Origin of the sequence: Nonomuraea sp. CA-141351, assembly GCF_050944675.1 — a bacterium.
Lineage (GTDB): Bacteria > Actinomycetota > Actinomycetes > Streptosporangiales > Streptosporangiaceae > Nonomuraea.
Map to the genome: position 1 here is coordinate 883,452 of NZ_CP191982.1, position 13,723 is coordinate 897,174.

The 13,723-nt window shown below is 70.2% G+C and carries 17 protein-coding genes; 8 read left to right on the forward strand and 9 right to left on the reverse strand.

The window, feature by feature from the left end; all coding sequences use genetic code 11:
* The first annotated feature begins 4 nt into the window (after positions 1-4).
* On the forward strand, positions 5-418 hold the full coding sequence (locus ACQPWU_RS04540) for a Fur family transcriptional regulator (RefSeq protein ID WP_360685707.1): 414 nt from the start codon (positions 5-7) through the stop codon (positions 416-418).
* 54 nt (positions 419-472) lie between these two features.
* A complete protein-coding gene (locus ACQPWU_RS04545) occupies positions 473-1,411 on the forward strand; it encodes a YgfZ/GcvT domain-containing protein (protein ID WP_433437102.1) in 939 nt (312 codons plus the stop codon).
* A 7-nt stretch (positions 1,412-1,418) separates the two neighbouring features.
* Here ACQPWU_RS04545 and dtd read toward each other — a convergent pair whose 3' ends face one another.
* Positions 1,419-1,844 carry a D-aminoacyl-tRNA deacylase gene (dtd, locus tag ACQPWU_RS04550; RefSeq protein WP_433437104.1) on the reverse strand — a complete coding sequence of 142 codons (426 nt, stop codon included), beginning with the start codon at positions 1,842-1,844 and terminating at the stop codon, positions 1,419-1,421.
* Between the two features lie 59 nt (positions 1,845-1,903).
* Here dtd and ACQPWU_RS04555 point away from each other — a divergent pair, with 59 nt between their 5' ends.
* Positions 1,904-2,812 carry an asparaginase gene (locus ACQPWU_RS04555; protein WP_433437105.1) on the forward strand — a complete coding sequence of 303 codons (909 nt, stop codon included), beginning with the start codon at positions 1,904-1,906 and terminating at the stop codon, positions 2,810-2,812.
* Here ACQPWU_RS04555 and ACQPWU_RS04560 read toward each other — a convergent pair.
* Positions 2,809-4,416, reverse strand: a complete 1,608-nt coding sequence (locus tag ACQPWU_RS04560; protein ID WP_433437107.1) for a DUF2207 domain-containing protein — start codon at positions 4,414-4,416, stop codon at positions 2,809-2,811. The genes ACQPWU_RS04555 and ACQPWU_RS04560 overlap by 4 nt on opposite strands.
* A gap of 28 nt (positions 4,417-4,444) precedes the next feature.
* Positions 4,445-5,536 (reverse strand): FAD-dependent monooxygenase, encoded by a 1,092-nt coding sequence (locus ACQPWU_RS04565; RefSeq protein WP_433437108.1) that lies wholly within the window; start codon positions 5,534-5,536, stop codon positions 4,445-4,447.
* 101 nt (positions 5,537-5,637) lie between these two features.
* Between ACQPWU_RS04565 and ACQPWU_RS04570 the strand changes: the two genes are divergently transcribed.
* Entirely contained in the window at positions 5,638-6,549 is a 912-nt protein-coding gene (locus ACQPWU_RS04570) for a TetR/AcrR family transcriptional regulator C-terminal domain-containing protein (protein WP_433437110.1), read from the forward strand.
* A 133-nt stretch (positions 6,550-6,682) separates the two neighbouring features.
* Here ACQPWU_RS04570 and ACQPWU_RS04575 read toward each other — a convergent pair whose 3' ends face one another.
* Positions 6,683-7,417, reverse strand: coding sequence for an alanyl-tRNA editing protein (locus tag ACQPWU_RS04575; RefSeq protein WP_433437112.1), 735 nt, complete (start codon positions 7,415-7,417; stop codon positions 6,683-6,685).
* 25 nt (positions 7,418-7,442) lie between these two features.
* Between ACQPWU_RS04575 and ACQPWU_RS04580 the strand changes: the two genes are divergently transcribed.
* On the forward strand, positions 7,443-8,075 hold the full coding sequence (locus ACQPWU_RS04580; protein ID WP_433437113.1) for an SGNH/GDSL hydrolase family protein: 633 nt from the start codon (positions 7,443-7,445) through the stop codon (positions 8,073-8,075).
* On the opposite strand, the gene ACQPWU_RS04585 is transcribed toward ACQPWU_RS04580, so the two are convergent.
* The 5 genes from ACQPWU_RS04585 to ACQPWU_RS04605 all read right to left on the reverse strand — a co-directional run bounded on the left by ACQPWU_RS04585 (position 8,076) and on the right by ACQPWU_RS04605 (position 10,791).
* The gene (locus ACQPWU_RS04585) at positions 8,076-8,441 is read right to left on the reverse strand and encodes a DUF2516 family protein (protein ID WP_433437114.1); all 366 of its coding nucleotides are present in this window, start codon (positions 8,439-8,441) and stop codon (positions 8,076-8,078) included.
* Positions 8,442-8,560: 119 nt separating this feature from the next.
* Positions 8,561-8,977 carry a hypothetical protein gene (locus tag ACQPWU_RS04590; RefSeq protein ID WP_433437116.1) on the reverse strand — a complete coding sequence of 139 codons (417 nt, stop codon included), beginning with the start codon at positions 8,975-8,977 and terminating at the stop codon, positions 8,561-8,563.
* Between the two features lie 3 nt (positions 8,978-8,980).
* A complete protein-coding gene (locus tag ACQPWU_RS04595; RefSeq protein ID WP_433437117.1) occupies positions 8,981-9,472 on the reverse strand; it encodes a helix-turn-helix domain-containing protein in 492 nt (163 codons plus the stop codon).
* 60 nt (positions 9,473-9,532) lie between these two features.
* Positions 9,533-10,438: a M56 family metallopeptidase gene (locus ACQPWU_RS04600; RefSeq protein ID WP_433437118.1), complete on the reverse strand. Its 906-nt coding sequence runs from the start codon at positions 10,436-10,438 to the stop codon at positions 9,533-9,535.
* Positions 10,435-10,791 (reverse strand): BlaI/MecI/CopY family transcriptional regulator, encoded by a 357-nt coding sequence (locus tag ACQPWU_RS04605; RefSeq protein ID WP_433437119.1) that lies wholly within the window; start codon positions 10,789-10,791, stop codon positions 10,435-10,437. Before ACQPWU_RS04605 ends, ACQPWU_RS04600 begins: the two co-directional genes overlap by 4 nt.
* Before the next feature lie 123 nt (positions 10,792-10,914).
* Here ACQPWU_RS04605 and ACQPWU_RS04610 point away from each other — a divergent pair, with 123 nt between their 5' ends.
* The 3 genes from ACQPWU_RS04610 to ACQPWU_RS04620 are packed head-to-tail and all read left to right on the forward strand — an operon-like array spanning position 10,915 to position 13,711.
* Positions 10,915-11,388 (forward strand): DUF305 domain-containing protein, encoded by a 474-nt coding sequence (locus tag ACQPWU_RS04610; protein WP_433437120.1) that lies wholly within the window; start codon positions 10,915-10,917, stop codon positions 11,386-11,388.
* Between the two features lie 3 nt (positions 11,389-11,391).
* Positions 11,392-13,191 (forward strand): cytochrome c oxidase assembly protein, encoded by a 1,800-nt coding sequence (locus ACQPWU_RS04615; protein ID WP_433437121.1) that lies wholly within the window; start codon positions 11,392-11,394, stop codon positions 13,189-13,191.
* Between the two features lie 16 nt (positions 13,192-13,207).
* Positions 13,208-13,711 (forward strand): O-acetyl-ADP-ribose deacetylase, encoded by a 504-nt coding sequence (locus ACQPWU_RS04620; protein ID WP_433437123.1) that lies wholly within the window; start codon positions 13,208-13,210, stop codon positions 13,709-13,711.
* The last annotated feature ends 12 nt before the right edge of the window (positions 13,712-13,723 follow it).

Below are 13,723 nucleotides of genomic sequence, written 5' to 3' on the forward strand. Positions count from 1 at the left end.
GGACATGACCGAGACGCAGTGGCATGAGGAACTCCGCGCCAAGGGCTACCGGGTCACCCCCCAGCGTCAGCTTGTCCTTGAGGCGGTCAAGTCGTTGGAGCACGCCACGCCGGAGGAGATCTGCGTCAAGGTCCGCGAAACCGCCCGCGGCGTCAACATCTCGACGGTCTACCGCACGCTGGAGCTGCTCGAAGAGCTCGGCATGGTCACCCACACCCACCTCGGGCACGGCGCGCCGACCTACCACCTGGCCGCCGAGGCCGATCACGTGCACCTGGTGTGCCGGGGCTGCGACGAGGTGTTCGAGGTGCGACCCGAGCTGGCGGAGGGGCTGGTCAAGGGTCTGGACGAGGAGCTGGGGTTCATCGCGGACGTGCATCACCTGACGGTCTTCGGCAGGTGCCGCAACTGCCGATAGGTGCCCGGCCTCCCGTCTTCGGGCACTGTCGCGACTGCCGATAGCCTGGATGGCATGCGTAGCCCTCTGCTCGACCTCCCCGGTGCCGTCGCCGCCGACGTGCCGGACTCCGACGTAGCCGCGCACTACGGTGACCTGTTCGCCGAGCAGCGCGCGCTGGCCAAGGGTGAGGCGGTCGTCGACCGCAGCAACCGCGAGGTGGTCCGCGTCTCCGGCACCGACCGGCTCAAATGGCTCAACGACCTGACCTCGCAGAAGCTCGACGCGTTGCGGCCCGGCGAGTGGACCCAGACGCTCGACCTCGACCTCCAAGGTCACGTGCAGCACCACCTGACGCTGGTCGACGACGGCGAGAGCGTGCTGGCTCACGTCGAGCCGGGCAGCGCGCAGAGCCTGATCGACTATCTCGACCGGATGCGGTTCATGCTCCGTGTGGAGGTGTCGCGGGCCGACGAGCTGGCGGTGCTGTCCACGGCCACAGAAGACTTCCTGGTGCCGCGCGACGAGCTGCCCGAGCACCTGGGCAGGCCGCTGGCGGGGCTGTGGGCGTACGAGGCGCTGCGGATCGAGGCGCACCGGCCGCGGCTGGGGCTCGACACCGACCACAAGACGATCCCTCACGAGGTGGGATGGATCGGCTCGGCCGTGCACCTGAGCAAGGGCTGCTACCGGGGCCAGGAGACCGTCGCCAGGGTGCACAATCTTGGGCATCCACCGCGCCGCCTGGTGTTCCTGCACCTCGACGGCAGCGTCGACACGCTGCCCCCGCACGGTGCCCCGGTGGTCTTCGAGGGCCAGGAGGTCGGCGAGGTCGGCTCGGCCGCCAGGCACCACGAGCTGGGCCCGATCGCGCTGGCCGTGATCAAGCGCACGGTGCCGCTGGACGCGCCGCTGCTGGCCGGCGGGGTGGCGGCGGCGCAGGAGGTCGTCGTGCCGCCGGACGCGGGCCGCAACGTCAGCATCGACCCATCGCTTCGCCGCCGCATCCGCTGAGGGCCGCCTAGACCTCGACGATGAGGGTGATCGGGCCGTCGTTGACCAGCGACACCTTCATGTCCGCACCGAAGACGCCCGTCTCCACGTGCGCGCCCAACGCGCGCAGCTCCTCCACCACCGCGTCCACCAGCGGCTCGGCGACGGGCCCAGGGGCGGCGGCCTGCCACGTGGGCCGTCGCCCCTTGCGGGCGTCGCCGTACAGGGTGAACTGACTGATCACCAGGAGCGGCGCCGACACGTCCGAGCAGGACTTCTCGCCGTGCAGGATGCGCAGCCCCCACAGCTTCGCGGCGAGCTTGGCGGACGAGGCCCGCGTGTCCGTGTGCGTGACGCCCACCAGCACCAGCAGCCCGGGCTCCTCGATCGCCCCGACCGTGCGCCCGTCGACCACGACCGACGCCGAACTCACTCTCTGCACCACTGCTCGCATGGCAATCCATTCTGGACCAGCGGCGACGATCCGTAGACTCATGCCGAAAGGGGATTTATATGTCGATGATTGTGGAAGTTGTCCGGTCGGGGTTCGTGGAGTCCACGCATCAGGCTCGCATGCTGACCGTGGACGCGGAAGGACGCCCGGTCGCGGCGAGGGGCGCGGTGCACGTCCCCGCGTCCCCACGGTCGTCGATGAAGCCGCTTCAGGCGCTCGGCATGCTCCGCGCCGGCCTGGGACTGGAGCATGAGTTGCTGGCGCTGGCCTGCGCCTCCCATTCGGGCGAGCCGTTCCACGTGGACGGCGTCAGGAAGATCCTCGCGGGCGCCGGCCTGGAGGAGTCGGCGCTGGGGTGCCCCGAGGACTACCCGTCCGACCGTACGGTGACCGAACGCGGGCGCGTCTACATGAACTGCTCCGGCAAGCACGCCGCCATGCTGGCCACCTGCGTGCTGAACGACTGGCCCACGGACTCTTATCTCGAGCCCAAGCACCCGCTCCAGCGCGCGATCCGCGAGACGGTGGAGGACCTGACAGGGGAGCGGATCGCGGCCTCCGGGGTGGACGGGTGCGGGGCGCCGCTGTTCTTCGTGTCGATGCTCGGGGTGACCAAGGCGTTCAGGGCGTTCCCCATGTCCTCGCCCGACTCGTACGAGCGCAAGATCTTCGACGCCATGAGCACCTACCCCGAGTGGACCTCGGGGACCGACCGGCCGGAGGCCAAGCTCATGCGCGCGCTGCCCGGTCTCATGCTGAAGGCGGGGGCCGAGGCGTTCGACGCGTTCGCGTTCGAGGACGGGCGCGCGGGCACCGTCAAGATCGAGGACGGGTCGCAGCGCGCCCGCGTCCCCGTCACGGTCGCTGCCCTGCGCTCGCTGGGCCTGGACGCGCCCGAGCTGGACGAGCTGGCCGCCCCGCCGGTGCTCGGAGGAGGGCGGCCAGTGGGCGAGCTCCGCTTCCGTTAGAGGGTGCGGAACTGGCGGGTGGCGGAGATGGCGCCCGAGGTCGTGGTGGTGAACGTGCGCATCGACCCGGCGAACTTGGACAGGTCCCACTCCGCGGGCCCGTGGTACCAGTACAGGTTGTCGGCCTGGTGGCCGTTGCCGGTGACCGAGGCCACCACCCGCGACCAGTGCTCCACCCCGTCGAAGATCACCGCGTACGGCAGGTAGCGCGAGAACAGCTCCACCCTGTGCTGCTCGGGCACGTCGCCCAGCTCGCCCGAGAACAGGTACTGCCGGAAGCCCATGGTGTGCGCCAGCGCCGTCGAGCCCTTGGCCGTCTTGGCCGGCATGTACTGCCCGCCGACGGCCAGCGCGCCGCCCGCGATGACCAGGGCCAGGCCGAGCAGCCCGTACGTGGTGAACCAGGCCAGCGCCACCGTGGCCACCAGTCCGAGGCCGATGAGCACCACGCCGATCGTCGTCCACCTGGTGCGCTCGGTGTCCGGGCGCCGGGCGAACCAGCCCTGCCTGACCACGTCGGCGTAGAGAGCGTCGCGCACCTTGCCCAGGTGGGCCGCGAACGAGCCGGACAGCTGCGACAGCAGCACCGCGTCCCGCCCGTCGAAGATGGCGTCGTACAGGGCGCGCTCGTAGGGCAGCAGCGCGTTGACGGGCGCGTTCGGCAGCCTGACCAGCATCCAGTCGGGCGCGTCGTACGTCTGGCGCTGCTGCTCGTCGATCCGCAGGTAGCCGCGGACCGCGAGGTCCACGATCGTGGCGGTCACGTCGACCACGTCGGCCTGCTCGTCGACCAGCGTGCCGATCTGGCCGGGCCGGACCCCGTCGGGCGGGGAGAAGTGGCCGTTCTGCACCGGATCGACCGAGCCCCGCTCGTTTCCCGCGACCCTGGCGTCGCGCCCGCGCGTCCAGTAGAGCAGGGCGACGCCGCCGAGCAGCAGCACCAGCAGCCCGGCCAGGGCGCCGCCCGTGACGGTGTTGAGCGTGAACGCGGAGGCCAGCGAGAAGCGCCGCTCCAGGATGGGGGCGCCGCCGCTGGAGCCCTTGGGGTAGCCGACGACCACGGTCAGCGCCTGGCCGGGCCCGATGTTGTCCTGCTCGAAGTCGGCCCTGGTGGCCTCGTGGTCCATGGAGGCCGACGTGCAGCCGATGGCCGAGGTCAGCTCCCCGGCGAAGCAGGACAGGTTCTGCACCTGGCCCGGACCGTTCACCCTCACCGTGGCCTTGGCGACCTGCTGATTCCAGCCGTTCACCGCGAACCAGCGCAGCTCCTCGACACCGCCCGAGGTCGTCACCGCCCCCTTGACGTCGTACTCGACCGTGCCATCGCCCTTCACGGTGAGTACGTCGCCCGCCAGGGTGCCGCCCTTGACGTTCGAGATCTGGTAGACGCGGTCGTTGCCGTCGTCGTACCGCGTCCTGGTGATGAACGTCCGCTTGAGCTCACCCGACGCCCCGCCGATCTTCTCGACCACGTGCAGAGTGCCGTTCTTGCCGAGGGTCATCGTCACCTCGTCCGTGATCCCGGCTTCCGCTGCGTACGCGGGTGCGGCGGTCAACGTCAGAGCGGTGGCCCCGAGCGCGGCCATCGTGAGTCTGATACCCATGGCGGCAAATCGTATCGGTTCGTGACTGTCAATCCAGCGTGATGCTGGTTGCCGCCCGCTGAACGCTCTCCGGCGAGGCGCCCTGGCCGGGGTTCTCGAGGACGAGCGCCTGGTTCTGCTCGACGAACGCGCGCATGCGCTCCTCGTACCGGTCGAAGGCGGCCAGCGGGTCCCTGCCGAGCTCCTGCGCCAGCACGTACGCCCCCACCAGGGCCAGGCTCGTGCCCTGCCCCGACAGAGGCGAGGCACAGTAGCCGGCGTCGCCGATCAGCGCGACCCTGCCCTTGGACCAGCGCTCCATCTTGACCTGGGCCATGGCGTCGAAGTAGAAGTCGTCGGCCTTCCACATGGCCTCGAGCAGCTTCGGCACCTCCCAGCCCATTCCCGAACAGTGCTCCTCGATCAGGCGCTTCTGCTGGTCGATGTCGCGGTGGTCGTAGTCGATCGGATCCGCGCCGAAGCCCAAGTTGACCCGCATCACGGCGGCGTCCCGGTCGCTGAAGACGGCGCCGCCCGCATCGCCCTCCCTGAACCAGGTCTGCCAGTGGTCCAGGCCGAGGAAGTTGTCGGCGGTGAAGATGGAGACGTACATGCCGAGGTGGCTGAGGAACGGCTCCTCGGGGCCGAAGGCGAGTTTGCGCACGTTGGAGTGGAGGCCGTCAGCGCCGAACACGTAGTCGTAGCGGGCCTGACGGCCGCTCTCGAACGTCACGTCCACGCCGTCGGGGTCCTGGGCGAGGGTGGCGATCGAGTCGCCGTAGACGTACTCGGCGCCTTCGGTGGCGGCCGTGAGGGTCGCGGTCAGGTCGTCGCGCATGATCTCGATGTCCGGGCTGTCGAACCGGCCGCCGCTGACCGTCTCCTCGTAGCTGCGCATGAGCTCGTTACCGTCGCCGTCCACCATGGACATGCCGCGCATGGTGGTCCGCAGGGCCTTGATCTGCTCGATGACGCCCATCTTCGCGACCACGGTCAGCGCGGCGCCCCTGATGTCGATGGCCTGGCCGCCCTTGCGCGGGGCCGGGGCCCGCTCTACGAGCGTCGTCTCGTATCCGTGCCGCCGCAGCCAGTAGGCCAGGACCGGGCCGCCGACACTGGCGCCGGAGATGAGAACCTTCATGATGTACTCCTGTCTGTTGACGTCGTACGCTGAATGTACGGCGTACGGACAGCACGTCACAAGGGTATGCTGGCGAGATCTGTACTAGTACAGGAGGCCGAATGACAGCGCCCTACGCCCGGATCGTCGCCGATATCAAGCGCCGCATAGCCGACGGCAAGCTGCGACCGGGCGACCGGGTGCCCTCCACCAGGCAGCTCGCCAGGGACTGGCAGGTCGCGCTGGCCACCGCGGCCAAGGCGCTCGCGCTCCTGGCCCAGGAGGGAGTGGTGGTCGCGGAGCCGCGGGTGGGCACGATCGTGGCGGAACCCCGCGGGGGCCAGGCAGCCGCTCGGCGTCCGGATATTTCCGGAAACGATCTGACTCGGGACCGCATCGTGCGGGCGGCCATCGAGATAGCCGACGCGGAGGGGCTTCCCGAGCTCACCATGCGTGGCGTCGCCGACCGGCTCGGCATGGCCACCATGTCCCTTTACCGGCACATAGGCGGCAAGGATGACCTGGTGCTGCTCATGGTGGACGCCGTGATCGAGGAGTTCCCGCTGCCCGAGGAGCCCCCGGACGGCTGGCGGGCCAGGATGGAGGTGTCGGCCCGCCTCCAGTGGGCCGGCTACCGCGCGCACCCGTGGATGGCCGGCGTCACGTCACTGACCAGGCCGCTGCCCTCGGCCAGCCTGATCAGGCACACGGAATGGGCCATGGCCGCGCTGGCGGACACGAGGCTCGACGCCACGGCCAAGATGCACGTGCACACCCTGGTCTACAGCTACGTGCAGGGCATCGCCGCCAACATCGAGCTGGAGCGGCGGTTCCAGGCCGCCACGGGCATCACGGCCGACGAGTGGATGGCCGAGCAGGACGAGGCCCTGCGCGGGATCACCGAGTCGAACGAATATCCCGCCTTCGCAAAAGTCGTCGAGGAGCTGGACGGCGACTTCGACCTCGACCTCGACCGGCTCTTCGAGTTCGGGCTCGGCCCGCTGCTCGACGGCCTCGCCAAGGTGATCGACTAGCCGAATTTCCCCACCCTCCGGCCCCTCCTTCCCCAAGGGGCCGCACCGAGGTGGGGTTTCGCCCGTTCATCCCTAAGGGCGGCACCGAAGTGCGGTGGGGGCGAAGGAGCGCAGGCCGGCCCCAAGGATGGGGTCAGCCGGAGATCTGGATGCGCAGCCGGCGGAAGCCGCGCCCCTTGCTCTCGATCTTGGCGACCTTGATGTGGCCGATCTGCTTGGTGGAGGCCACGTGGGTGCCGCCGTCGGCCTGGGTGTCGAGGCCCACGATGTCGACGATGCGCACGTCCTGCACGGTTTCGGGCACGAGGTTGGTGGCCGTGCGGATGATGTCGGGGATCTCGAACGCCTCCTTGCGGGGCAGGACGCGTACGTCGATGCGCCGGTCGGCGGCGATCTCGGCGTTGCACGCGTCCTCGACGGCCTCCTTGAACCCGGGAGGCACCTCCGGCAGGTTGAAGTCCATCCGCGCGCTGAGCTCGTCCATGTTGCCGCCGGTGACGAGGCAGCCGTAGTCCCTGAACACCACCCCGCACAGCACGTGGAGCCCCGAGTGCGTACGCATGAGGGCCGAGCGGCGCTCGTCGGCCACCGCCGCCTGGACCACGGTGCCCGCGGGCGGGATCGGATCGCCCTCGGCCGGGATCAGGTAGAGGTCGTCGCCCTTGCGCGCCCCCACGATGCGGGTCTCCACGCCCTGCCAGATCAGAACCCCGTGATCCGCCGGCTGACCGCCGCCACCTGGATAGAATGCCGACCTGCTCAGCACGATCCCGTCAGGCGTCGCGTCCAGCACGACGGCTTCGAAGTCGCGTAGGACCTGGTCCGACAGTTCCAGCCGTTGTGTGCGCCCGTGGAGGTCGTTGGTCATGTCGGCAGCCTAGTGCCCCGAGGTGATGATGCGTGGCCTGAGGCTCATCGCGCCGTTCGTCGTGATGGCGGCGCTGGTGCAGGGGTGCGCCGGTGAAGAGCGAGCCGTGCCCTCGCCCAAGCCGGTGATGATGTTCGTCGGCGACAGTTTCACCGTGGGGTCGGGGCCGGTGCCCCGGTGGGAGACGTACGCGTCGGAGACCGCGCGGCACCTGGGCTTCGAGCCGGTCATCGCCGGCGCGGGCGGGACGGGCTATCTCAACACGGGCAGAGTGGGGCGTACGTTCCAGCGCTCGTTCGAGGTGGAACTGGCCTGGCGCCCGGCCCCCGACCTGCTGGTCATCTCCGGCGGCCACAACGACGGACGCTGGAGCCCGGCGCGGGTGGGGGACGCCGCCGCGGGGCTGCTGGAGGAGGTGCGTGGGCGCTGGCCGCACACGAAGATCGTCATGGTCGGGCCGATCTGGCTGGCCGGCGCGCCCAGGAGGGCCTACGACGTACGCGACGAGTTGGCGAAGGTGGCCAGGCGGGAGGACGTGACGTTCCTCGACCCGCTGCGCCGGCACTGGCCCGCTGAGGCGATCCTGCCCGACGGCGTGCATCCCACGCTCGTCGGGCACGAAAGGCTCGCCGCCTGGCTGACGGGCGAGCTGGCCTGATCACCAGGGGCCGTAGGGCCCGCTGTTCCCCCGGCCCATGCCCTTGACGGCCGGCTTGACGTCCACGATGTAGATCGTGGCCGCGATGACCGCCAGGATCGAGAAGAAGCCCAGGGCGCTCATGCCGATGAAGCCCTGGCCGCCGACGAAGAGGAAGGCAGTGAGGTAGCTCCACGCGCCCGCGGCGGAGAACAGCGTCGCCAGCCCGAGGAACAGCAGCCAGATGTTCTTCTGCAGCTTGCCCGCCGAGACGAACGCGCCAGTCGGCACCCGGAGCGCGTGAACGAGCGCGTAAACCGACATTCCGAAGATGACGGCGGCGAGCACCAGGAAGAGGAGGTTGAGGACACCGTTGATCAAGTTCATGTTGTTGGCTCCGCACAACGCCGCGATGAAATCGGCTTCAGCCTAATGGCCAGCCCCGACAGGAGGGCACCCCAAAGCGGAAAGCCCGCCTCCCGAAGGAAGCGGGCTCTCCGGCCGGCTCAGGCCCTGGTCTTGGTGGTGCGGGGCTTCCTGACCGGCGTCACGGGCTTGGCGACGGGCGGCTCGGCGGCCTCGGACACCTCTTCGAGCTCGAGCGCCGCGCTGCCGCTGGCCTTGCTGACGATCCTGCGGCCACGCGTGGCGAAGTCCTCGTAGACCTCGGTGGCCCTGTTGGTGATCTGGTCGGCGTACTCGCGGGCCTTCTCGGGGAAGTCCTTGGCGAGGCCCTCGGCCTTGTCGGCGTACGCGCGGGCGCGCACCGGCAGCTCCTTGGCGAGCTCGGTGCGGCGCGACTGCAGCTTCTGCAGCTGCTCGGGCAGCTCGCGCAGCTTCTCCACGGCGTAGTCGCCGACGCCCGCGACGGCGTAGAACGGCTTGGACTCGGTGAGCTTCTTTACCTCGGTTGCGAGCGTCATGGGTTAACCTTCCTTGGTTTCCTGGGTGACGTTGCCGTTGCCGGAGGGCGCCGCATAGGGCTCAAGAGCGGCGAGAAACTCCTCCGGCAGCGGTTCGTCGTCCGATGCGGAGCCGCGCCGAGGGCGAGCATTCTGGGAGGTCTGCTCGCCTTCGGCGCGCGTCTCCTTACGGAACGACTCATAGATATCAATCAGCACCTGGCGTTGCCGCTCGGTGAGATGCGTGTCGGCCCTTATTGCCGTGATGACGTCACTTGGCGGCTCTCGGTCCTCGATGAGGCCCGCCTGCACGTAGAGCGCCTGCGAGGAGATGCGCAGACCTTTGGCGATCTGGTTGAGGATCTCCGCGCTCGGCTTGCGCAGCCCTCGCTCGATCTGGCTCAGGTAGGGGTTGGAGACCCCTGCCGCCTCCGCGAGCTGCCGCAGCGAGATCTTCGCCTGCTGCCGCTGCTCGCGGATGTACTCGCCGATCGAACCGACTTTGGGTAGTGCCATACCCATAGTCTGCCCCGTCCTGCTTGCAATTGCAAGCAGGACGGTTAACGGCAGCAAGCATCAGAGCTGGAAGACCCAGAGAAAAGGCGTCGTGGTGACCAATGCCACAGAGAGCGCGATATATGCGTAGCGCGCCGACACGGCCAGCTCGGGCCCCGGCTTGATCAGGCGGTCGACCCTGGCCATGACGTTGTGGGCGTGCACGCCCATCATGCCGTGGGGGGTCGGCATGGCGCCCGCCGTACCGAACCTGAGCAGCGCCGTCGCCAGCCTGCGCGGCGAGCAGTAGCGCCGGGCGCGGTCGTCTGCGGCCATCTCGATGAGGAGCTCCACCTGCGCCTGCGCGTCGGCCACCACCTTCGACCAGGGCAGCGCCCTGCCCAGCGCGGCGAACGGCAGCAGCACCAGGTCGTGCCGCTCTCGCACATGCGCGGCCTCGTGCGCGAGCACGGCCGCCAGCTCGTCCTCCGACAGCAGCCTGAGCGCGCCCGCGCTCACCACGACCTGCGAACGCAGGCCGGGCACGCAGTACGCCGCGGCGCCGGGGTGGTCGAGCACCCGCACTCCGGGCACGCCGGGATCGTCGTGGGAGATCAGCGCGAGCAGCATGCGGTGCCGCCGCCGCGCCCGCAGCGCCTGCACGCCCGCGGTGAGGAGCACCGCGACGAGCACGGTCAGCGCGGTGAGTCCCGCGATCAGGGCCAGCACGTGCAGTGGGTCCCATGCCTCCAGCGGCGGCTCTCCCTGCGCGAACGCGATCAGCCCGGGCAGCACCCCCACGCCGTACGGCTGGACCGCGTAGGCGAGCATGGCGCCGGTGGTGGCCAGGCCCCAGGCGACGCCCAGGGACTGCCAGACGATGATGGCCAGTCGTGGAGCACGTGAGGTCCACCGGGCCGTGGTGAAACGCCAGGAGCCGCCCGCGCACGCCATGGCGAGCGCTGCCAGCACCGCTGCCGTGATCACTCTTCCTCCAGCTCCGTAAGGGCTCTTCGCAGGATCTCCGCCTCCGAGCCCGACACGGCCTGGGCGAAGCGAGTCAGAGCGGCCGATCGGTCGCCCGTCATGTCCAAGGCTTCAAGCATAAGCTCGGCGATGTACGCGTCGCGGCTTTCGGCGGGTTGATATCTCCACGCCCGGCCGTCGCGGGTGCGCTGGAGGAAGCCCTTGCGGGTGAGGCGGTCGAGCACGGTCATCACCGTGGTGGGGGCAAGATCGCGGTCGGCTATCAGCCTGCCGACCTCGCGGGCGGTCAGCGCGTTGCTGTCCGCCCAGAGGATGTCCATGATGCTGCGCTCAAGCTCGCCAAGACCCTTCACGCCCTTCAGGGTAGCTCTACAACCTGTCGAGCTGGCATTTGGGGAGTGTGAACCCCGCCACGTCGGATGAACCCGCGTGCCATACCCCGCGTATCCCCAGGCATGCGTTGGAGCACGGCAATTGTGGCGCTGCTAGGGCTGGTGCTGGCGGCGGGATGCGCGGCGGCCGCGGACACGTCCGTGGACCACGTCCAGGCGGACGTGGTCTTCAGCCAGGAGATGATCACGCACCACCAGCAGACGATCCAGCTGGCCGAGGTGGCGGCCGAGCGAGGCAAGAGCTCGTACGTGCGCGACCTGAGCAAGAAGCTCATCGCGGAGGAGAAGGCGGACATCGAGATGATGTCGTCGTGGCTGCGCTCCTGGAAGGAGCCGCTGCCACCGGAGCCGACCACCCAGATGGGCTCGGAGCTGAAGGCCGGACCAGATTTCGACCGGCAGTGGCTCAAGGAGCTGACCGGGCACCTGGAGCACGGCGTACAGATGGCCGAGGCCGTCAGTAAGGCGGGCAAGCACGGGCCCACGCTGGAGCTGGCCGGCAAGGTCGTCCAGGCACAGAAGGCCGAGCTGGCCGACATCGCCGGGCACGCGGGCTGAGCCGTGGCGAGGACGCATCCCCTCGACCGCCCGATCACGGCGAGAGCCTTCACGCTCAGGACGGTCCCGGTCTACGCCTGTGCGGCGGTGGCCGCGGGCGTCGTGGTGCTGGTCGCCGTTCTGCGGTTCGGCGGGGCCGTGAAGCCGGAGATCCCCGGGTTGCCCACCGCCGGGCCGGTCACCGCGTGGGGGCTGCCGTTGGCCCGGTTCTGCTACGACCTGTGCGCGGTCGGCTGCGTCGGAACGCTCACGGCGGCCGTCCTGGCCCCCGCGGCCTCGCCCGAGGCAGGTGCCTGCCGGCGCGCGGCCGGCCGGTGGGCGCTCGGCTGGGCCCTCGCCACCGCGCTCAGCTACGTCCTGACCCTGTCGAACCTCGTCCCGCTGCCCGTCGGGGACCTGCTCACCTCTCCCGACCTGCTGGAGTTCGGCACGTCCATCCCGCAGACCCAGGCCCTGCTCGTGGTCCTGGCCGCCACCGCGGTCGTGGCGGCCCGGCTCCCGGTGGGGATCCGGCTGGCGGTCGCCGTGTTCGGGCTGCTGCCGCCCGCCTACGTGGGGCACGCCGCCTCCGCGGGCGACCACGACATCGCGATCTCCGCCCTGATGTCGCACCTGGTGCCGGTCTCGATGTGGGCCGGCGGGCTTGCCGCGGTGCTCATCCACTTCCGCCGGTCCGGTGACCTGCCGGTGGTGCTGCCCCGGTTCAGCACGCTCGCGCTGTGCTGCTTCGCGGCGGTGGCCGTCTCCGGCGTGGCCAGTGCGTGGGTACGGCTCAGCGCCCCCTCCGACCTCTGGCAGAGCGGCTACGGGCTGCTTCTGATGGCCAAGGTCGCCGTTCTCGTGATCCTCGGCCTGTTCGGCTGGAACCACCGCCGCCGCACGGTCACGGGCGTCGCCGACCGCACCGTGCGCCGCACCTTCGTCCGATTGGCAGCCGGAGAGCTGACCGTGATGGTGGCCGCCATCGGGCTGGCCGTCGGCCTGTCGCGTACCCCACCGCCTCCGGGCAGCGGCGGCGGCCACGATCATCTCGTCCTGGAGTACGCGCTCGCGCCCTTCACCCCCGGCGCGCTGATCACCGGGATCCGCCTGGATCCGACGATCCTGCTGCTCCTGGCGCTGCCCGCGGTGGCCTATGTGGTCGGTGTGCGCAGGATCGGCCCGTGGCCGGCCGGCCGCATGCTGGCCTGGCACGCGGGACTGGCGCTGGCGGCGTGGGCGCTGCTCGGCGGGGTCGGGAGCTACTCGCGGGCGATGTTGTCGGCGCAGGCGCTCCAGCACACCGTGCTCGCCGTCATCGCCCCGCTCCTGCTCTGCCTGGGCGCCCCGCTCACCCTCGCCGCCAGGGCTTTCCGGTACGACCGCCCCCGGCTCCTCGCCGGCCCCTCCTTCCTGCTGGCCGTCTACCCTGTGTCCTTCCTCCTCCTGTACGGCACGTCCTGGCTCACCTGGTCCCTGTCCGGCTACGCGCCCCACCTGCTGACCGAGCTCCTCTTCTTCGGCATCGGCCTCCTGGTGTTCCGGGTCGTGGCAGCCGTGGATCCGCTGCCCGGCCCGATCCCGTGGGCCGCCCGCGCCCGGCTGCTGGCCACCGTGACCGCGGTCCACCTGGTCCTCGGCGCTCTCCTGCTGCTCGGGCCGGCGGTCGCGGAGGACTGGCTCTCCCTCGTTGCCCCGTCCGGCGCGCCGGACGTCCTCGCCGACCAGCGCCTGGCAGGTGCGGTGTCCATGCTCCTCCCGCTCCCGGCGCTCGCCCTGCTGGCCGTACGCATGACGCCGGTGTTGGCGCGGGACGGCCGATGATGACACTCTGGGTGAGATGGAGATCACGCTGGTGCGGGGCGACATCACCGAGCAGCGCGCGGACGCCGTCGTCAACGCCGCCAACTCCTCCCTCATGGGCGGCGGAGGCGTGGACGGCGCCATTCACCGCCGCGGCGGGCCGGAGATCCTCGAGGAGTGCAGGAAGCTGCGAGCCGGTCATTACGGCAAGGGCCTGCCCACTGGACAGGCGGTCGCCACGACGGCCGGGCGGCTGCCCGCGAAGTGGGTGATCCACACGGTCGGGCCGGTTCACTCCAGGTCGGAGGACCGTTCGGAGCTGCTGGCCTCCTGCTATCGGGAGTCGCTGCGAGTGGCCGACTCGCTGGGGGCCAGGTCGGTGGCCTTCCCCGCGATCTCGACCGGGATCTACGGCTGGCCCATGGACGACGCCGCGCGGATCGCCCTTGACACGGTGCGGCAGGCGGACACGTCCGTGGAGGATGTCCGCTTCGTGCTGTTCGACAGCGCGGCCTACGCCGTGTTCGAGGCACGCCTCTGACGGCGGCTGCGC